Below are 13,965 nucleotides of genomic sequence, written 5' to 3' on the forward strand. Positions count from 1 at the left end.
CCTCGAAAAGCCCTACGGCGTTGTCGGTGCACCGTCGTACCCTTGGAACCGCGAGGCCGCCTTCCACGGTGCGGCCCTGACAAGGAGGAACCGCAGGCCTTAAGCGCCGGCCCATGACTCAGACACCCACAGGTCACACCCCCGCGCAGGGGCAGGCGAGAGCACAGTTCACCGTCCCCGCCCAGCACCCCATGGTCTCGGTCCTGGGGTCCGGAGACTCCCTGCTGCGCGTGATCGAGAAGGCCTTCCCGGCGGCCGACATCCATGTCCGGGGCAATGAGATCAGCGCGACCGGCGCGGTGGCGGACGTCGCCCTCGTGCAGCGCCTGTTCGACGAGATGATGCTGGTGCTCCGCACCGGACAGCCGATGACGGAGGACGCAGTGGAACGCTCGATCGCCATGCTGCGGGCGAGCGAGAACGGGACGAGCGACGGCCAGGAGACCCCGGCCGAGGTGCTCACACAGAACATCCTGTCCTCGCGCGGCCGCACCATCCGCCCCAAGACCCTCAACCAGAAGCGGTACGTCGACGCGATCGACAAGCACACGATCGTCTTCGGCATCGGCCCCGCCGGTACCGGAAAGACCTACCTCGCGATGGCCAAGGCGGTCCAGGCCCTCCAGTCCAAGCAGGTCAACCGCATCATCCTGACCCGCCCGGCGGTGGAGGCGGGGGAGCGGCTCGGCTTCCTGCCCGGCACGCTGTACGAGAAGATCGACCCGTACCTGCGCCCGCTGTACGACGCCCTGCACGACATGCTGGACCCGGACTCGATCCCGAAGCTGATGGCTTCGGGGGTGATCGAGGTGGCGCCGCTGGCGTACATGCGTGGGCGCACCCTCAACGACGCCTTCATCATCCTGGACGAGGCCCAGAACACGAGCCCCGAGCAGATGAAGATGTTCCTCACCCGGCTCGGGTTCGACTCGAAGATCGTGATCACCGGTGACGTGACGCAGGTCGACCTGCCCAACGGGACCAAGTCGGGGCTGAGGCAGGTGCAGGACATCCTGGAGGGTGTGGAGGACGTGCACTTCTCCCGCCTGTCGTCCCAGGACGTCGTACGGCACAAGCTGGTCGGCCGTATCGTCGATGCGTACGAGAAGTACGACACCGAGAACGGTACGGAGAACGGCACCCACAAGGGCGGCCGGAACAAGCGGAAGTAGACAAGCCAGCACCATGTCGATCGACGTCAACAACGAGTCCGGAACCGAGGTCGACGAGCAGGCGATCCTCGACATCGCCCGCTACAGCCTCGCCCGGATGCGCATCCACCCGCTCTCCGAGCTCTCGGTGATCGTCGTGGACGAGGATGCCATGGAGCAGCTGCACATCCAGTGGATGGACTTGCCGGGGCCCACCGACGTCATGTCGTTCCCGATGGACGAGCTCCGGCCGCCCAGCAAGGACGACGACGAGCCCCCGCAGGGCCTCCTCGGCGACATCGTGCTGTGTCCCGAGGTCGCCAAGAAGCAGGGCGAGGAGGCCGAGACGCAGCACTCCATGGACGAGGAGCTCCAGCTCCTGACCGTCCACGGCGTGCTGCACCTGCTCGGCTACGACCACGAGGAGCCCGACGAGAAGGCCGAGATGTTCGGCCTCCAGGCGGCCATCGTGGACGGCTGGCGGCAGGAGAAGGGGCTCACCGGCCCGTCCCCCGCGCCGACCGTCTCATGAGCCTGCCCCTCGTCTCGGGCGCGATCGCCCTGGTCGTCGTCGCGTGGCTCGCCGCCTGCGCGGAGGCGGGCCTCGCGCGCGTCTCCAGCTTCCGCGCCGAGGAAGCCGTACGGAACGGGCGGCGGGGCAGTGCCAAGCTCGCGCAGATCGCCGCCGACCCGACCCGCTATCTCAACGTGGCGCTGCTGGTGCGCGTCGCCTGCGAGATGGCGGCGGCCGCCCTGGTCACCTACGCCTGCCTCCAGGAGTTCCCGGGCACCACCCGGGCGCTGCTGGTCGCGATCGGTGTCATGGTGCTCGTGTCGTACGTCGCCGTCGGCGTCTCCCCGCGCACCATCGGGCGTCAGCATCCCCTCAACACGGCGACCGCGGCGGCGTACATCCTGCTCCCGCTGGCCCGGATCATGGGCCCGATCCCGTCGTTGCTGATTCTCATCGGCAACGCGCTCACCCCCGGCAAGGGCTTCCGCCGGGGCCCGTTCGCCTCCGAGGCGGAGCTGCGGGCGCTGGTCGACCTCGCCGAGAAGGAGTCGCTGATCGAGGACGACGAGCGCCGGATGGTGCACTCGGTCTTCGAGCTGGGCGACACCCTGGTGCGGGAGGTCATGGTGCCGCGCACCGATCTCGTCGTCATCGAGCGGTACAAGACGATCCGTCAGGCGCTGACCCTGGCCCTCAGGTCCGGCTTCTCGCGCATACCCGTCACCGGGGAGAGCGAGGACGACGTGGTGGGGATCGTGTACCTGAAGGACCTGGTCCGCAAGACGCACATCAGCCGGGACGCCGAGTCCGAGCTGGTCTCCACGGCCATGCGGCCCGCCGCCTTCGTGCCCGACACCAAGAACGCCGGTGACCTGCTGCGCGAGATGCAGCAGGACCGCAACCACGTGGCCGTCGTCATCGACGAGTACGGCGGCACGGCCGGCATCGTCACCATCGAGGACATCCTCGAGGAGATCGTCGGCGAGATCACCGACGAGTACGACCGTGAACTCCCGCCGGTGGAGGAACTCGGCGACGACCGCTTCCGGGTGACCGCCCGCCTCGACATCACCGACCTCGGCGAGCTGTACGGGCTGGACGAGTACGACGACGAGGACGTGGAGACGGTCGGCGGACTGCTCGCGAAGGCGCTGGGGCGGGTGCCCATCGCCGGGGCGTCCGCGGTCGTGGAGCTGCCCGACGGCCGCTCGTTGCGGCTCACCGCGGAGGCCGCCGCCGGACGCCGGAACAAGATCGTGACGGTGCTGGTGGAGCCGGTGGCCGTCCTGGAACCCGCCGAGGCGGAGAAGGAGTCGGAGTGACCGCCGAGGAACTGCGCGCCCTGTGCCTGTCGTTCAACGCGGCGGTGGAGGACTTCCCGTTCAGTCCGGAGGTGTCGGTCTTCAAGGTGCTCGGCAAGTTGTTCGCCCTGAGCTGGCTGGACAACCGCCCCCTGAAGGTCAACCTCAAGTGCGACCCCGAGGACGCGATCCGGCTGCGCGCCGACCACCCCGGGCTGATCATCCCCGGCTACCACATGAACAAGCGCCACTGGAACACCGTCACCGTCGACGGCGAGCTCCCGGACCGGCTGGTCCGGGAGCTCGTGGAGGACTCGTACGACCTGGTGGTGGCCGGTCTACCGCGCGCCGAGCGACTGCGTCTCGACCGCCCCTGAGCGCACCCGCAGCCCCACGGCGACCAGCACCGCCGCCGCCAGCACCAGCACCGCGTCCAGGGCGAGGACCGTGTGGACGCCGGTCAGCAGGTCGGGGGAGGTGGTGGCGAGGACGCCGAGCAGCGGGATGCCGACGGTGATGCCGACCTGCTGGGTGGAGGTGACCAGGCCGGTGGCCAGGCCCTGCTCCTCGTCGGGGACGCCGGAGGTGACCGTGATGCCGTACGAGATGATCGCGCCCAGGTGGCACATGCTGGCCAGGGAGACGGCGGCCGTGGCGAGCCACACCGACCAGTGCCCGGTGCCCAGGCCCAGCAGGGCGGCGATCAGGGCGCCCTGGCCGACGAGCGAGCCGACCAGGGTACGGCGGGGGCCGTAGCGGCCGATGACCCTGGGGGCGTAGACGCCGGCCACCGCCGACAGGACGCCCTGGACGCCGAAGACCAGGCCGGTCTCGAAGGCGGACAGGTGCAGGACCTCCTGGAGGTAGAGGGTCAGCACGAAGACGACCGTCGACATCATCGAGAAGGTGACCAGGCCGCCGAGGTTGCCCCACGCCACCGTGCGGCGGCGCAGCATGGGCAGGGACACCAGGGGCTGTGCGGTGCGGGACTCGACCGTGACGAAGGCGGCGAGGAGCAGCAGGCCCGCGATCAGGGTGATCACGACGTCGGCGCGGCCGAAGCCGTGGTCGGCGGCCGTGGAGAGGGCGTAGATCAGGGCGAGCAGGGCGCCGGTGACGGTGACCGCGCCGGGCACGTCCAGGCGCGGGCGGTCCGGGGTGCGGGACTCGGGGAGGAGTCCGGGGGCGAGCGGCAGCACGATCAGGGCGAACAGGGAGAGCAGGCCCATCGTGGAGCGCCAGCCGAAGGTGTCGGTGAGGGTGCCGCCGGCCACCATGCCGACGGTGAAGCCGAGCGAGAGCAGCGTGCCGGAGATGCCCAGGGCGCGGTCGCGGGCCGGGCCCTCCGGGAAGGTCGTGGTCAGCAGGGACATGCCGGTCGGCACGATCGCCGCCGCGCCGAGCCCCTGGAGGGCGCGGCCGGTGAGGAAGGACGCCGGGTCCCAGGCGAGGGTCGCGAGGACGGAGGCCGCGCCGAACAGGGCGAGGCCCGCGAGGAACAGCCTCCTGCGGCCGAAGAGGTCGCCGACGCGGCCGAACAGGAGCAGGAAGCCGCCGGAGGGCAGCGCGAACGCGGTGACCGCCCACTGGAGGGCGGAGCGGCTCATGCCGAGGTCCGTGCCGAGGACGGGCAGGGCGACGTTCAGGACGGAGAAGTCCAGCGCCACCATGAACTGGGCGGCGCACAGGACGAACAGGACGAGCTTGTCGCGCGTCGACAACCGGGGGGTGTCGAGCGCGTCGGGGAGGGTGTCGGTGGTGTCGATCGCCATGGGCAAGAGCCTGCGTCCGCCGGAATAGCCTTGGGGAGCCGGAAGTTGTGCTGGTGGTGGCACCACCAGGCTAGGACGAGGGGGACGTGTGCCCGAGGTCGTACCCAAGAGTGAGCGGCACCGTGAGCTGCGCGAGTTCCTGATGAGCCGGCGGGCCCGGGTCTCGCCCGCCGAGGCCGGGCTGCCGGACGGCGGGGCGCGGCGCCGCACCCCGGGTCTGCGGCGCGAGGAGGTCGCGGTGCTCGCGGGCGTGGGGGCCTCCTGGTACCAGTGGCTGGAGCAGGGCCGGGACATCTCGGTCTCCCCGCAGGTCCTCGACTCCGTCGGGCGGGTGCTGCGGCTCAGCAACGCCGAGCGGCGGCATCTGTACGTCCTCGCCGGGCTGAACCCGCCCGCGCCCGAGCCGGCCGCCGACCACGGCTGCGAGGGGCTGCGGCGGCTGATCGACACGTGGATGCCGTACCCGGCGCACATCATGGACGCGTACTACAACTGCGTGCTCTACAACGACGCGGCCGGGTGGGTGCTCGGGATGCGGCCGGAGAACACCCAGAACTGTCTCGTGGACTTCTTCACCGACCCGCTGTACCGGTCGCGTTCGCACAGCTGGGAACAGAACGCGCGGACCGTCGTCGCCCAGTTCCGGGCGGCCTCCTCGGCGCGCCCCGACGACGAGGGGTACCAGGAGGTGCTGGCCCGGGTCATGGCGGCGAGCGCCGAGTTCACCGAGCTGTGGCAGCGGCGGGACATCGAGGACGCCGGGGTGATCCGCAAGGAACTCGACCATCCGCTGGTCGGGCTGCTGTGCGTGGAGTCCACGGCGCTGAAGGTGCCGGCCCGCTCCGATCTGACGGTCGTCCTGCACACCCCGCTGGACGAGGCGAACACCGCCGCCAAGCTGGAGTGGCTGGCCTCACCGGAGGGGCGGCGCGGGGCGATGTACCCCGTGGCGGGATGACCGGGGGCCCGGTTCGTATGCTCCTGTCATGACCGACAACAGTGCGCTTGACCCCGAGGACCGCAAGATCGTCACCCTGGCCCGTTCGGCGCGGGCCCGGAACGGGGTGCCGGAGGGGGCAGCCGTACGGGACGACACCGGGCGGACGTACGTGGCCGCGACGGTGGAGCTGCCCTCGCTGCGGCTGAGCGCGTTGCGGACGGCGGTGGCCATGGCGGTGGCGTCCGGGGCGAAGTCGCTGGAGGCGGCCGCGGTGGTGACGGACGCGGAATCGGCCTCCGAGCAGGACCTGGCCGCGGTCCGGGATCTGGGCGGGCCGGGGACGCCGGTACTGGTGGCGGGCGCCGACGGGACCGTGCGGAGTACCGTCACCGCTGGCTGATACCACCGGTAACACTTGGCCGGAAATCCCGCTTGCCGGTCCCCCTTCCCTCGCGCATCAATGGAACCGGGAATTCCGACGGACCGTCAGATCCCGGCCCGTGAGGCGTCCCGCACCACGCCCGCGCAGGCCGGCCGTCGGACCGCACCTCCCCGTCCGTCCCCACATGGCAGTCCCCACGGGAAGGGAACCGGATTCCATGAACGGCACACGCATCAGTACCGGTGCGGCACTGGTGGTCGGCGCGCTCGCGGCCACCGGGCTCGCGTTCGCACCCGCCGCCCTCGCTGTCACCCCGGACACCGCGACCATCAACGCCGACTGCGGCTTCTTCGGCAGCGGCCAGGCCACCCTCACCGCGACGCAGGACGGCACCGCCGCCACCGTCACCGTCACCTCGGCGATCAACGCCCCGCTCCCGCTCGCCGAGGACTCGATCGCCTCGACCCTGACGTTCGTGAACGCGAACGGCACCACCACCACCTTCACCGGCACGGAGAACCCCGCCATCGCCACCGGCGACCCGGTGACCGTCGGCCCGCTCAGCGGCACCGTGAACTCCGGCGACAGCCTCGAGTCGTACGGCGGTTCGCTCCAGATCGTCGTCTTCGGCATCACCGTGACCTGCTCGGCGACCGCTCCGCAGGCGCCCGGCCCGTTCGTGTTCGACTGACCCCGTACCGGACCGCTCGGGCCAAGTCCCGCAGTTGCCGCAGGAACTGACATGTCGTCAGGTTTCTGCGGCAACTCCATTGACTTCTCACGCTATCCACACATCAATGCCCCCTGTCGGCACAGGACTTCAGGAGCTTCCGGAGGGGGCACATCCATGGGTTCGACGACTCGAAGAAGACGCCGTCTGGCGTCGTTTCTCGGGGCGACCGCGCTCGCGGTCACCGCGGGAGGCGCACTGGCCTGTCCGGCCGGTGCCGCCACCGACGTGGACTACGGCACACACTGCATCCCGCCCGCCGTCGCGGGCATCCCGCCGATCGACGGCACCACCACGGGCAGGATCGCCGTCGACAACAAGAACCCCAAGGTGGGCGACACCGTCACCGTGACCTACACGGTGGTCAAGCCCGCCGCCAGCAACCCCACGGCCATCGCCCTGCCGGCCGACATCATGACGCCGACCGGCAAGGTCACCCTCGGCGGCGCCCAGACCGGTGCCGTCACCGTCGCCGGCCCCAAGAAGAACGACCCGGTGCCGGGCAACGGCGCCTTCCCGTCGTTCTCCATGACCGGCACCTTCAAGGTCACCTCACCCGGCGCGATCACCCTCTCGCCGAGCGACTACAACATCCACACCAGCTACATCCTCGAACTGGACACCCCCTGCACGGTGATCACCCCGCCCGCCCCGGTCTCCGAGACGGTGACCGCGACGGACACCACCCCCGTCAACCAGCGGGACATCACCCTGGGTGCGGCCTCCGGCAAGCCCGGTGCCGCCGTCACCGTCACCGGCAGCAAGTTCACCCCCGGCGCCACGGTCACCCTGGCCGGGCGGGCGGGCTCCGCCCAGACCGCGGACACCGCCACGGTGACCGCCGACTCCACGGGCGCCTTCAGCGGCTCGCTCGTCGTCAACGACAAGACGACGACCGGGATCGTGGCGTACGAGGGCAGCGCGTGGAGCGACACCAAGGGGACCGGGCCCAAGGCGTACGTCGTCATCGACGACACACCCGTCCCGGCCGGCAGCCAGAAGATCACCACCACGGTGAAGGCCGGCACTCTGTCCATGTCCCAGGCCGGGGACACCGTCAGCCTCTCGGCGGTGGACTACGGCAAGGGCGGAGCCTCGACCGGCAACCTCAACCAGGTCACGGTCAAGGACTTCCGCGGCGGCCCCGCCGGCTGGTCCCTCACCGGCAAGGTCACCGACTTCACCGGACCCGGCGCCAAGATCGACGCCGGTGCGCTGAGCTGGAGTCCCTCCTGCGCCACCAAGGCCGGCAGCCCGAGCACCTGCCAGGCCGGCTCCGCCGGCGCGGTCGGATCCTCGGGAGCGACCCTCGCGTCCACCCCCAACGCGGCGCTCACCGGCGGTGAGTTCACCGTGGACGCCGGACTCTCCCTGAACGTACCGGCGTTCACCCCGGTCGGCACGTACTCCGGAGTCCTCACCCTCACGCTCAGCTGAACCGTACGGGCGCCCGCACCCGCCCGTCCGTCCCTCTCCACCCGTGGGGGTCCGCACCCATGCGCAAGCTGTACGTCCTCCTCCTGAGCCTGTTCCTGGCCGCCGCCGCGCCCGTGCCCGCGCACGCCGCCGACAACGGCAGCTGGTCCGTCTACCCGGCCGCCTCCCAGATCGGGGCGCGCCCCTACTTCTACCTCTCCGCCGATCCCGGGCAGAGCATCGACGACAAGGTCGTCGTCACCAACAAGACCGGCGAGCCACTGAGTTTCCGGCTCTACGCCGCCGACGCCTACAACACCGCCCGCGACGGCGGTTTCGCCGTGCGCACGGTCGCCGAGAAGCAGCGCGGGGTGGGCACCTGGGCGAAGCCCGCGAAGTCCCGGGTGACCGTCCCCGCCCACGGCAAGGTCACCGTTCCCTTCACCCTGTCGGTACCCGAGGGCGCCGAACCCGGGGACCATCCCGGCGCGTTGGTGGCGCTCGACGAACGGGTCGACAAGGGCGACGGCACGGTGGCGCTCGGAGTGCAGCGGGCCGTCGCCGCGCGGGTCTACCTGCGGGTCGGCGGGCCGACCGTCCCCGCGATCACCGTCGAGGACGTGCACGTCAGCCATCACCAGCCGCTGGTCCCCGGGTTGGGGGACAGCGGGGCGACGATCTCCTACACCCTGCGCAACACCGGCAACGTCACGCTGAACCCGAAGGTGGAGCTGCGGGCGACGGGGCTGTTCGGGCGGACCCTGCTGGCGCGCGACCTCGTGCGGATCCCCGGTGAGCTGCTGCCCGGGCAGCGGGTGCGGCTGAGCGAGCCGTGGCGCGGGGCGCCGCAACTGGACTGGGGGGACGTGAAGTTGACGGCGAGCGCGAAGGACACGCGGGAGTCGGCGAGTGCGGGGTTCTTTGCTTTGCCGTGGTTGGTCGCGGTGGTGTTGCTCGTGGCCGGGGGTGTGGGAGGGGGGCTGGCTGTGCGTTTTCGTCTGCTGCGCCGTCGTGGCTTGTTGCGCAGTTCCCCGCGCCCCTAAAGGGCGTCCGGGCCCCGCTCGCCCGTGCGCACCCGTACGACCGTCTCCACCGGCAGCGCCCACACCTTGCCGTCGCCGATCTTGCCGGTCCGGGCGGCCTTGACGACCGTGTCGATGACCGTGTCCGCGTCGGCGTCGTCCACGACCACCTCGATGCGGACCTTGGGTACCAGGTCGACCTGGTACTCGGCGCCGCGGTACACCTCGGTGTGGCCGCGCTGACGGCCGTAGCCGCTGGCCTCGGTCACGGTCAGACCGTGGACGCCGATCTCCTGGAGCGCGGTCTTGACCTCGTCGAGGCGGTACGGCTTGACGATCGCGGTGATGAGCTTCACTGGGTCTTGGCCTTCTGGGCGGAGGGGACGGTGGACGCGCTGACCGGGGCACCGTGGCCCAGGACGCCGTGATCGTATGCGGTCTCGGCGTGCACCGTAAGGTCCAGACCGGTGTGCTCGTGCTCCTCCTCGGCCCGGAAGCCCATCACCTTGTCGATCACCTTGCCGAGTCCGTACGTCACGGCGAAGGCGTACGCCCCCACGGCGACCACGGCCACCAGCTGCTTGCCGAGCTGGCCGAGCCCGCCGCCGTACAGCAGGCCCTCGGTGCCGCCGGTCATGGCCTTCTCGGCGAAGACGCCGATCAGCAGGGTGCCGATGACACCGCCGACCAGGTGCACACCGACGACGTCGAGCGAGTCGTCGTAGTTCAGCCGGAACTTCCAGCCCACCGCGTAGGAGCAGACGACACCGGCGGCGAGGCCGACGACCAGCGCGCCCAGCAGGGAGACCGAGCCGCAGGACGGGGTGATCGCGACCAGGCCCGCGACCGCGCCGGACGCGGCGCCGAGCGTGGTGGGGTGGCCGTCGCGCTTCTGCTCGACGAAGAGCCAGCCGAGCAGGCCGGTGCAGCCGGCCGCGAGGGTGTTGAGGAAGGCGGCCGCGGCCAGTCCGTTGGCGCCCAGCGCCGAGCCCGCGTTGAAGCCGAACCAGCCGAACCAGAGCAGGCCCGCGCCGAGCACGACCATCGGGAGGTTGTGCGGGCGCATGGCGTCCTTCTTGAAGCCCAGCCGGGGGCCGAGGACCAGTGCGAGGGCGAGACCGGAGGCGCCGGAGGTGATCTCGACCGGCAGACCGCCCGCGAAGTCGAGCGCGCCGAGCTTGTCCAGGACCCAGCCGCCCGGGCCCCACACCCAGTGGGCGACGGGAACGTATACCAGCAGCGCCCAGACGGGCACGAACACCAGCCAGGCCGCGAACTTCGCGCGGTCCGCGATCGCGCCGCTGATCAGGGCGGCCGTGATGATCGCGAAGGTGAGCTGGAAGGTCGCGAAGAGAAGGGTGGGGACGGTGCCGTGGACGCTGTCGGGGCCGAGGCCCTCGAAACCGGCGTGCTCCAGGCCGCCGATCAGTCCGGCGAAGCTGTCCTCGGAGAACGCCAGGGAGTAGCCGGCGGCCAGCCACACCACCGTGACCAGGGCGATCGACACGAAGCTCATCATCAGCATGTTGAGGACGCTCTTCGTGCGGACCATGCCGCCGTAGAAGAGGGCGAGGCCCGGGGTCATCAGCAGGACGAGGGCGGTGGCGGCGAGCAGCCAGGCGGTGTCGCCGGTGTCGATGCCTTGCGCGGCGAGGGTCACGGTCGTCTCCAACGGTGTGGGGGCTCGTCAGAGGTTCACCGGCCTGCGTTTCCGGCCGGGCACGCCGGTGTTTCCGCGATGTTTCGTTGCGTGGAGGTTTCTGGAAGCTCACGGGGAGGTGGATGGTCGGGCGTCTGTGCGGCGGGGGTCTGTGGATCAGGGAGAATGGGGCGCATGAGCGTTCGCAGTCAGTCATCCGAGCCGTCGGCGTCGTCGGAGGCCCCCCACCGCGCCGGCTTCGCCTGCTTCGTGGGTCGCCCCAACGCGGGCAAGTCCACCCTCACGAACGCTCTGGTCGGCCAGAAGGTCGCGATCACCGCGAACCAGCCGCAGACCACGCGGCACACGGTACGGGGGATCGTGCACCGGGAGGACGCCCAGCTGATCCTGGTCGACACCCCCGGGCTCCACAAGCCGCGCACGCTGCTGGGCGAGCGGCTCAACGACGTCGTCCGCACGACCTGGGCCGAGGTCGACGTGATCGGCTTCTGCCTGCCGGCGAACGAGAAGCTCGGTCCCGGTGACCGTTTCATCGCGAAGGAGCTGGCGTCGATCAAGAAGACGCCGAAGATCGCGATCGTCACCAAGACCGACCTGGTGGACTCCAAGGCCCTCGCCGAGCAGCTCATCGCGATCGACCAGCTGGGCAAGGAGCTGGGCTTCGAGTGGGCGGAGATCGTGCCGGTCTCGGCGGTCGCCGACAAGCAGGTGGGTCTGCTGGCCGACCTGATCGTCCCGCTGCTGCCGGAGGGCCCCGCGCTCTACCCCGAGGGCGACCTCACGGACGAGCCCGAGCAGGTCATGATCGCCGAGCTGATCCGGGAGGCCGCGCTGGAGGGGGTCCGGGACGAGCTCCCGCACTCCATCGCGGTGGTCGTCGAGGAGATGCTCCCCCGCGAGGACCGCCCCGCCGACAAGCCCCTCCTCGACATCCACGCCTTCGTCTACATCGAGCGCCCCAGCCAGAAGGGCATCATCATCGGCCCCAAGGGCAAGCGCCTGAAGGAGGTCGGCATCAAGAGCCGCAAACAGATCGAGGCCCTGCTCGGAACACCGGTCTTCCTGGATCTCCACGTAAAGGTCGCGAAGGACTGGCAGCGGGATCCTCGGCAACTGCGGAAGCTGGGGTTCTAGGGGCCGGGGCTCCCGGGGTCGGGGTTCTAGTAGGCCGTTTCCTGTGGGGACAGGTCCTGGAGGCCCAGCACTCTGAGCAGTTGGAGGCGTTCGTACGACTCCGTTCCCGGGCGGGCCGTGTGGACGACCAGGAGGTGGTGGTGCTCGTGGCTGAGCATCACCTCGCAGTCGAGTTCGAGCAGGCCCACCACCGGATGCAGGAACCGCTTCGTGGCCCGGTTGCGCTGGGACACCTCGTGCGCGTCCCAGAGCCGGGCGAACTCCGCGCTGCCCGCCCGCAGTTCGGCCACCAGCGCGGCCGGTTCCGGATCGTCGGGACGGGCCGCGGCCACCGCCCGCAAGGTCGCCACATGGGCGCGCGCGTGGTTCGCGACATCCTCCTCGGGGAAGAGCGAGCGGGCGGTCGGGTCCAGGAAGAACCGGCGGGTCAGATTGCGGTCGCGACGCGGGCGGGACATCACGTCGCCCACCATCGCCTTGGCCATCGCGTTCTGCGCCAGCACCTCCCCGCAGTCGCTCACCACCTGCGCCGGGGTGTCGTGCAACCGGTCCAGGATCAGCAGCAGCCCCGGCCGGACATGCCCCGACGCCGTCTCCCGCCGCGGCGGCTCCTCCCCGGCCAGGTGGAACAGATGGTCCCGCTCCACGTCGGTCAGACGCAGTGCCCGGGCCAGCGCCGTCAGCATCTGACGGGACGGCCGCGGTCCACGTGACTGCTCCAGCCGCGTGTAGTAGTCCACCGACATCCCGGCCAGCTGCGCCACCTCCTCGCGCCGCAGCCCCGGCGTACGGCGGCGCGCCCCGGCCGTGAGGCCCACGTCGGAGGGGTCCAGGCGGGCGCGGCCACGGCGCAGGAAGTCGGCGAGTTCGGCACGGTTCACCCCTCCAGCCTGCGCCACCCCGCCCGGCTTATCCAGGGACTGCCGATCCCCCGATCGAGAGGTCTCTCCCGGTGCGCCTCCAGCCGTCCCACGCTGGTCGGGACGAGAGGAGCAGAACATGCTGACACTGGTGACAGGTACGACGGGACAGGTCGGCCGGCGCTTCGTCCCGAGGCTGCTGGCCCAGTCCCGGCCGGGGGAGCGCGTACGCGTCCTCGTACGGGACGCCTCGCGCGGTGAGCCCTTCGCCGAACTCGGCGCCGAGGTCGTCACGGGAGATCTCCGGGACGCCGAGGCGCTCGGCAAGGCCGTCGCCGGCGTGGACGCGGTCGTGAACGTCGCCGCGGCCTTCCGGGGCGTACCCGACGAGGAGGCGTGGGCCGTCAACCGGGACGCGGCGGTGGAACTGGGCCGTGCCGCGGCGGCCGCGGGTGTCGAGCGGTTCGTGCAGGTCAGCACCGGTCTGGTGTACGGCACCGGACGGGGCCGGCCGGTCACCGAGGAGGACGAGAGCCGGCCCGGCGGGTCCATGTGGGGCGCCTACCCGGCGTCCAAGGCGGAGGCCGAGCGATCGCTGCTGGCGATGGAGGGGCTGGACGTACGGATCGCGCGGCTGCCGTTCGTCTACGGCGAGGGGGATCCGCATCTCGCGCAGTCCCTGATGTGGGCGAAGAACTGGTCTTCGGCGCAGCGGTTGCACATGGGGCACCATGCGGATGTGGCGCAGGGGCTGCTGCGGGTTCTTCATGCGCCGGGGATCTCGGGACGGGTCTACAACATCGCCGACGACGCTCCTGTGACGGCGGTCGAGTTGCACCAGCTCAACGGGGCGGAGATTCCGGGTGAGTTGTACGAGCGGGTGGATCCGGATCCGTGGCTGGTGATCATGTCTACGGAGCGGATTCGGCGGGAGCTGGGGTATCGGCCGGTGTATCCGTCTGTTTATGCGGCTCGGGAGGCAGGGGCGCTCTGAGGCCGGTGGGCGGGTGCGGGTCCGTTGTGGCTGGTCGCGCCCACGCGGCGGAGCCGCAAATCGATACAGCCCCGCGCCCCTAAAAAGCC

The 13,965-nt window shown here is 70.7% G+C and carries 15 protein-coding genes; 11 read left to right on the forward strand and 4 right to left on the reverse strand.

Annotated elements, in window-relative coordinates:
- Window positions 1-113: 113 nt before the first annotated feature.
- From AQJ54_RS08200 to AQJ54_RS08215, 4 genes are read left to right on the forward strand one after another with little or no spacing between them, the layout of a single operon-like run.
- Window positions 114-1,172: a PhoH family protein gene (locus AQJ54_RS08200; RefSeq protein ID WP_079069786.1), complete on the forward strand. Its 1,059-nt coding sequence runs from the start codon at window positions 114-116 to the stop codon at window positions 1,170-1,172.
- A gap of 13 nt (window positions 1,173-1,185) precedes the next feature.
- Window positions 1,186-1,683 carry an rRNA maturation RNase YbeY gene (gene ybeY, locus AQJ54_RS08205; protein ID WP_062027708.1) on the forward strand — a complete coding sequence of 166 codons (498 nt, stop codon included), beginning with the start codon at window positions 1,186-1,188 and terminating at the stop codon, window positions 1,681-1,683.
- Window positions 1,680-2,987, forward strand: coding sequence for a hemolysin family protein (locus AQJ54_RS08210; RefSeq protein WP_062027710.1), 1,308 nt, complete (start codon window positions 1,680-1,682; stop codon window positions 2,985-2,987). The genes ybeY and AQJ54_RS08210 overlap by 4 nt, the downstream gene beginning before the upstream one ends.
- Window positions 2,984-3,343, forward strand: coding sequence for an MmcQ/YjbR family DNA-binding protein (locus AQJ54_RS08215; RefSeq protein WP_062027712.1), 360 nt, complete (start codon window positions 2,984-2,986; stop codon window positions 3,341-3,343). Before AQJ54_RS08210 ends, AQJ54_RS08215 begins: the two co-directional genes overlap by 4 nt.
- On the opposite strand, the gene AQJ54_RS08220 is transcribed toward AQJ54_RS08215, so the two are convergent.
- Window positions 3,305-4,738: an MFS transporter gene (locus tag AQJ54_RS08220; RefSeq protein ID WP_062235515.1), complete on the reverse strand. Its 1,434-nt coding sequence runs from the start codon at window positions 4,736-4,738 to the stop codon at window positions 3,305-3,307. The two genes, AQJ54_RS08215 and AQJ54_RS08220, sit on opposite strands and share 39 nt — an antisense overlap.
- A gap of 142 nt (window positions 4,739-4,880) precedes the next feature.
- Here AQJ54_RS08220 and AQJ54_RS08225 point away from each other — a divergent pair, with 142 nt between their 5' ends.
- The 5 genes from AQJ54_RS08225 (at window position 4,881) to AQJ54_RS08245 (ending at window position 9,249) form a co-directional block, all read left to right on the forward strand.
- Window positions 4,881-5,696: a helix-turn-helix transcriptional regulator gene (locus AQJ54_RS08225; RefSeq protein ID WP_062028071.1), complete on the forward strand. Its 816-nt coding sequence runs from the start codon at window positions 4,881-4,883 to the stop codon at window positions 5,694-5,696.
- Between the two features lie 28 nt (window positions 5,697-5,724).
- Entirely contained in the window at window positions 5,725-6,078 is a 354-nt protein-coding gene (locus AQJ54_RS08230; RefSeq protein ID WP_062027716.1) for a cytidine/deoxycytidylate deaminase family protein, read from the forward strand.
- Between the two features lie 199 nt (window positions 6,079-6,277).
- Window positions 6,278-6,751 (forward strand): hypothetical protein, encoded by a 474-nt coding sequence (locus AQJ54_RS08235; protein ID WP_062027718.1) that lies wholly within the window; start codon window positions 6,278-6,280, stop codon window positions 6,749-6,751.
- A 156-nt stretch (window positions 6,752-6,907) separates the two neighbouring features.
- A complete protein-coding gene (locus AQJ54_RS08240) occupies window positions 6,908-8,227 on the forward strand; it encodes a WxL domain-containing protein (RefSeq protein WP_062027720.1) in 1,320 nt (439 codons plus the stop codon).
- A gap of 59 nt (window positions 8,228-8,286) precedes the next feature.
- Complete coding sequence (locus AQJ54_RS08245) at window positions 8,287-9,249, forward strand: WxL protein peptidoglycan domain-containing protein (protein ID WP_062235521.1); 963 nt, start codon at window positions 8,287-8,289, stop codon at window positions 9,247-9,249.
- Here AQJ54_RS08245 and AQJ54_RS08250 read toward each other — a convergent pair.
- A complete protein-coding gene (locus tag AQJ54_RS08250; RefSeq protein ID WP_062027724.1) occupies window positions 9,246-9,584 on the reverse strand; it encodes a P-II family nitrogen regulator in 339 nt (112 codons plus the stop codon). The two genes, AQJ54_RS08245 and AQJ54_RS08250, sit on opposite strands and share 4 nt — an antisense overlap.
- Window positions 9,581-10,888, reverse strand: a complete 1,308-nt coding sequence (locus AQJ54_RS08255; protein WP_079069830.1) for an ammonium transporter — start codon at window positions 10,886-10,888, stop codon at window positions 9,581-9,583. The genes AQJ54_RS08250 and AQJ54_RS08255 overlap by 4 nt, the downstream gene beginning before the upstream one ends.
- A 174-nt stretch (window positions 10,889-11,062) precedes the next feature.
- Here AQJ54_RS08255 and era point away from each other — a divergent pair, with 174 nt between their 5' ends.
- A complete protein-coding gene (era, locus tag AQJ54_RS08260; protein ID WP_062235527.1) occupies window positions 11,063-12,022 on the forward strand; it encodes a GTPase Era in 960 nt (319 codons plus the stop codon).
- 26 nt (window positions 12,023-12,048) lie between these two features.
- Here era and AQJ54_RS08265 read toward each other — a convergent pair whose 3' ends face one another.
- A complete protein-coding gene (locus tag AQJ54_RS08265; RefSeq protein WP_062235530.1) occupies window positions 12,049-12,903 on the reverse strand; it encodes a helix-turn-helix transcriptional regulator in 855 nt (284 codons plus the stop codon).
- Window positions 12,904-13,021: 118 nt separating this feature from the next.
- On the opposite strand from AQJ54_RS08265, the gene AQJ54_RS08270 reads away from it, so the two are divergent.
- The gene (locus tag AQJ54_RS08270; RefSeq protein ID WP_062235533.1) at window positions 13,022-13,876 is read left to right on the forward strand and encodes an NAD-dependent epimerase/dehydratase family protein; all 855 of its coding nucleotides are present in this window, start codon (window positions 13,022-13,024) and stop codon (window positions 13,874-13,876) included.
- Window positions 13,877-13,965 lie beyond the last annotated feature (89 nt).

This window comes from Streptomyces griseorubiginosus (genome assembly GCF_001514195.1).
GTDB classification, from domain to species: Bacteria; Actinomycetota; Actinomycetes; order Streptomycetales; family Streptomycetaceae; genus Streptomyces; species Streptomyces griseorubiginosus.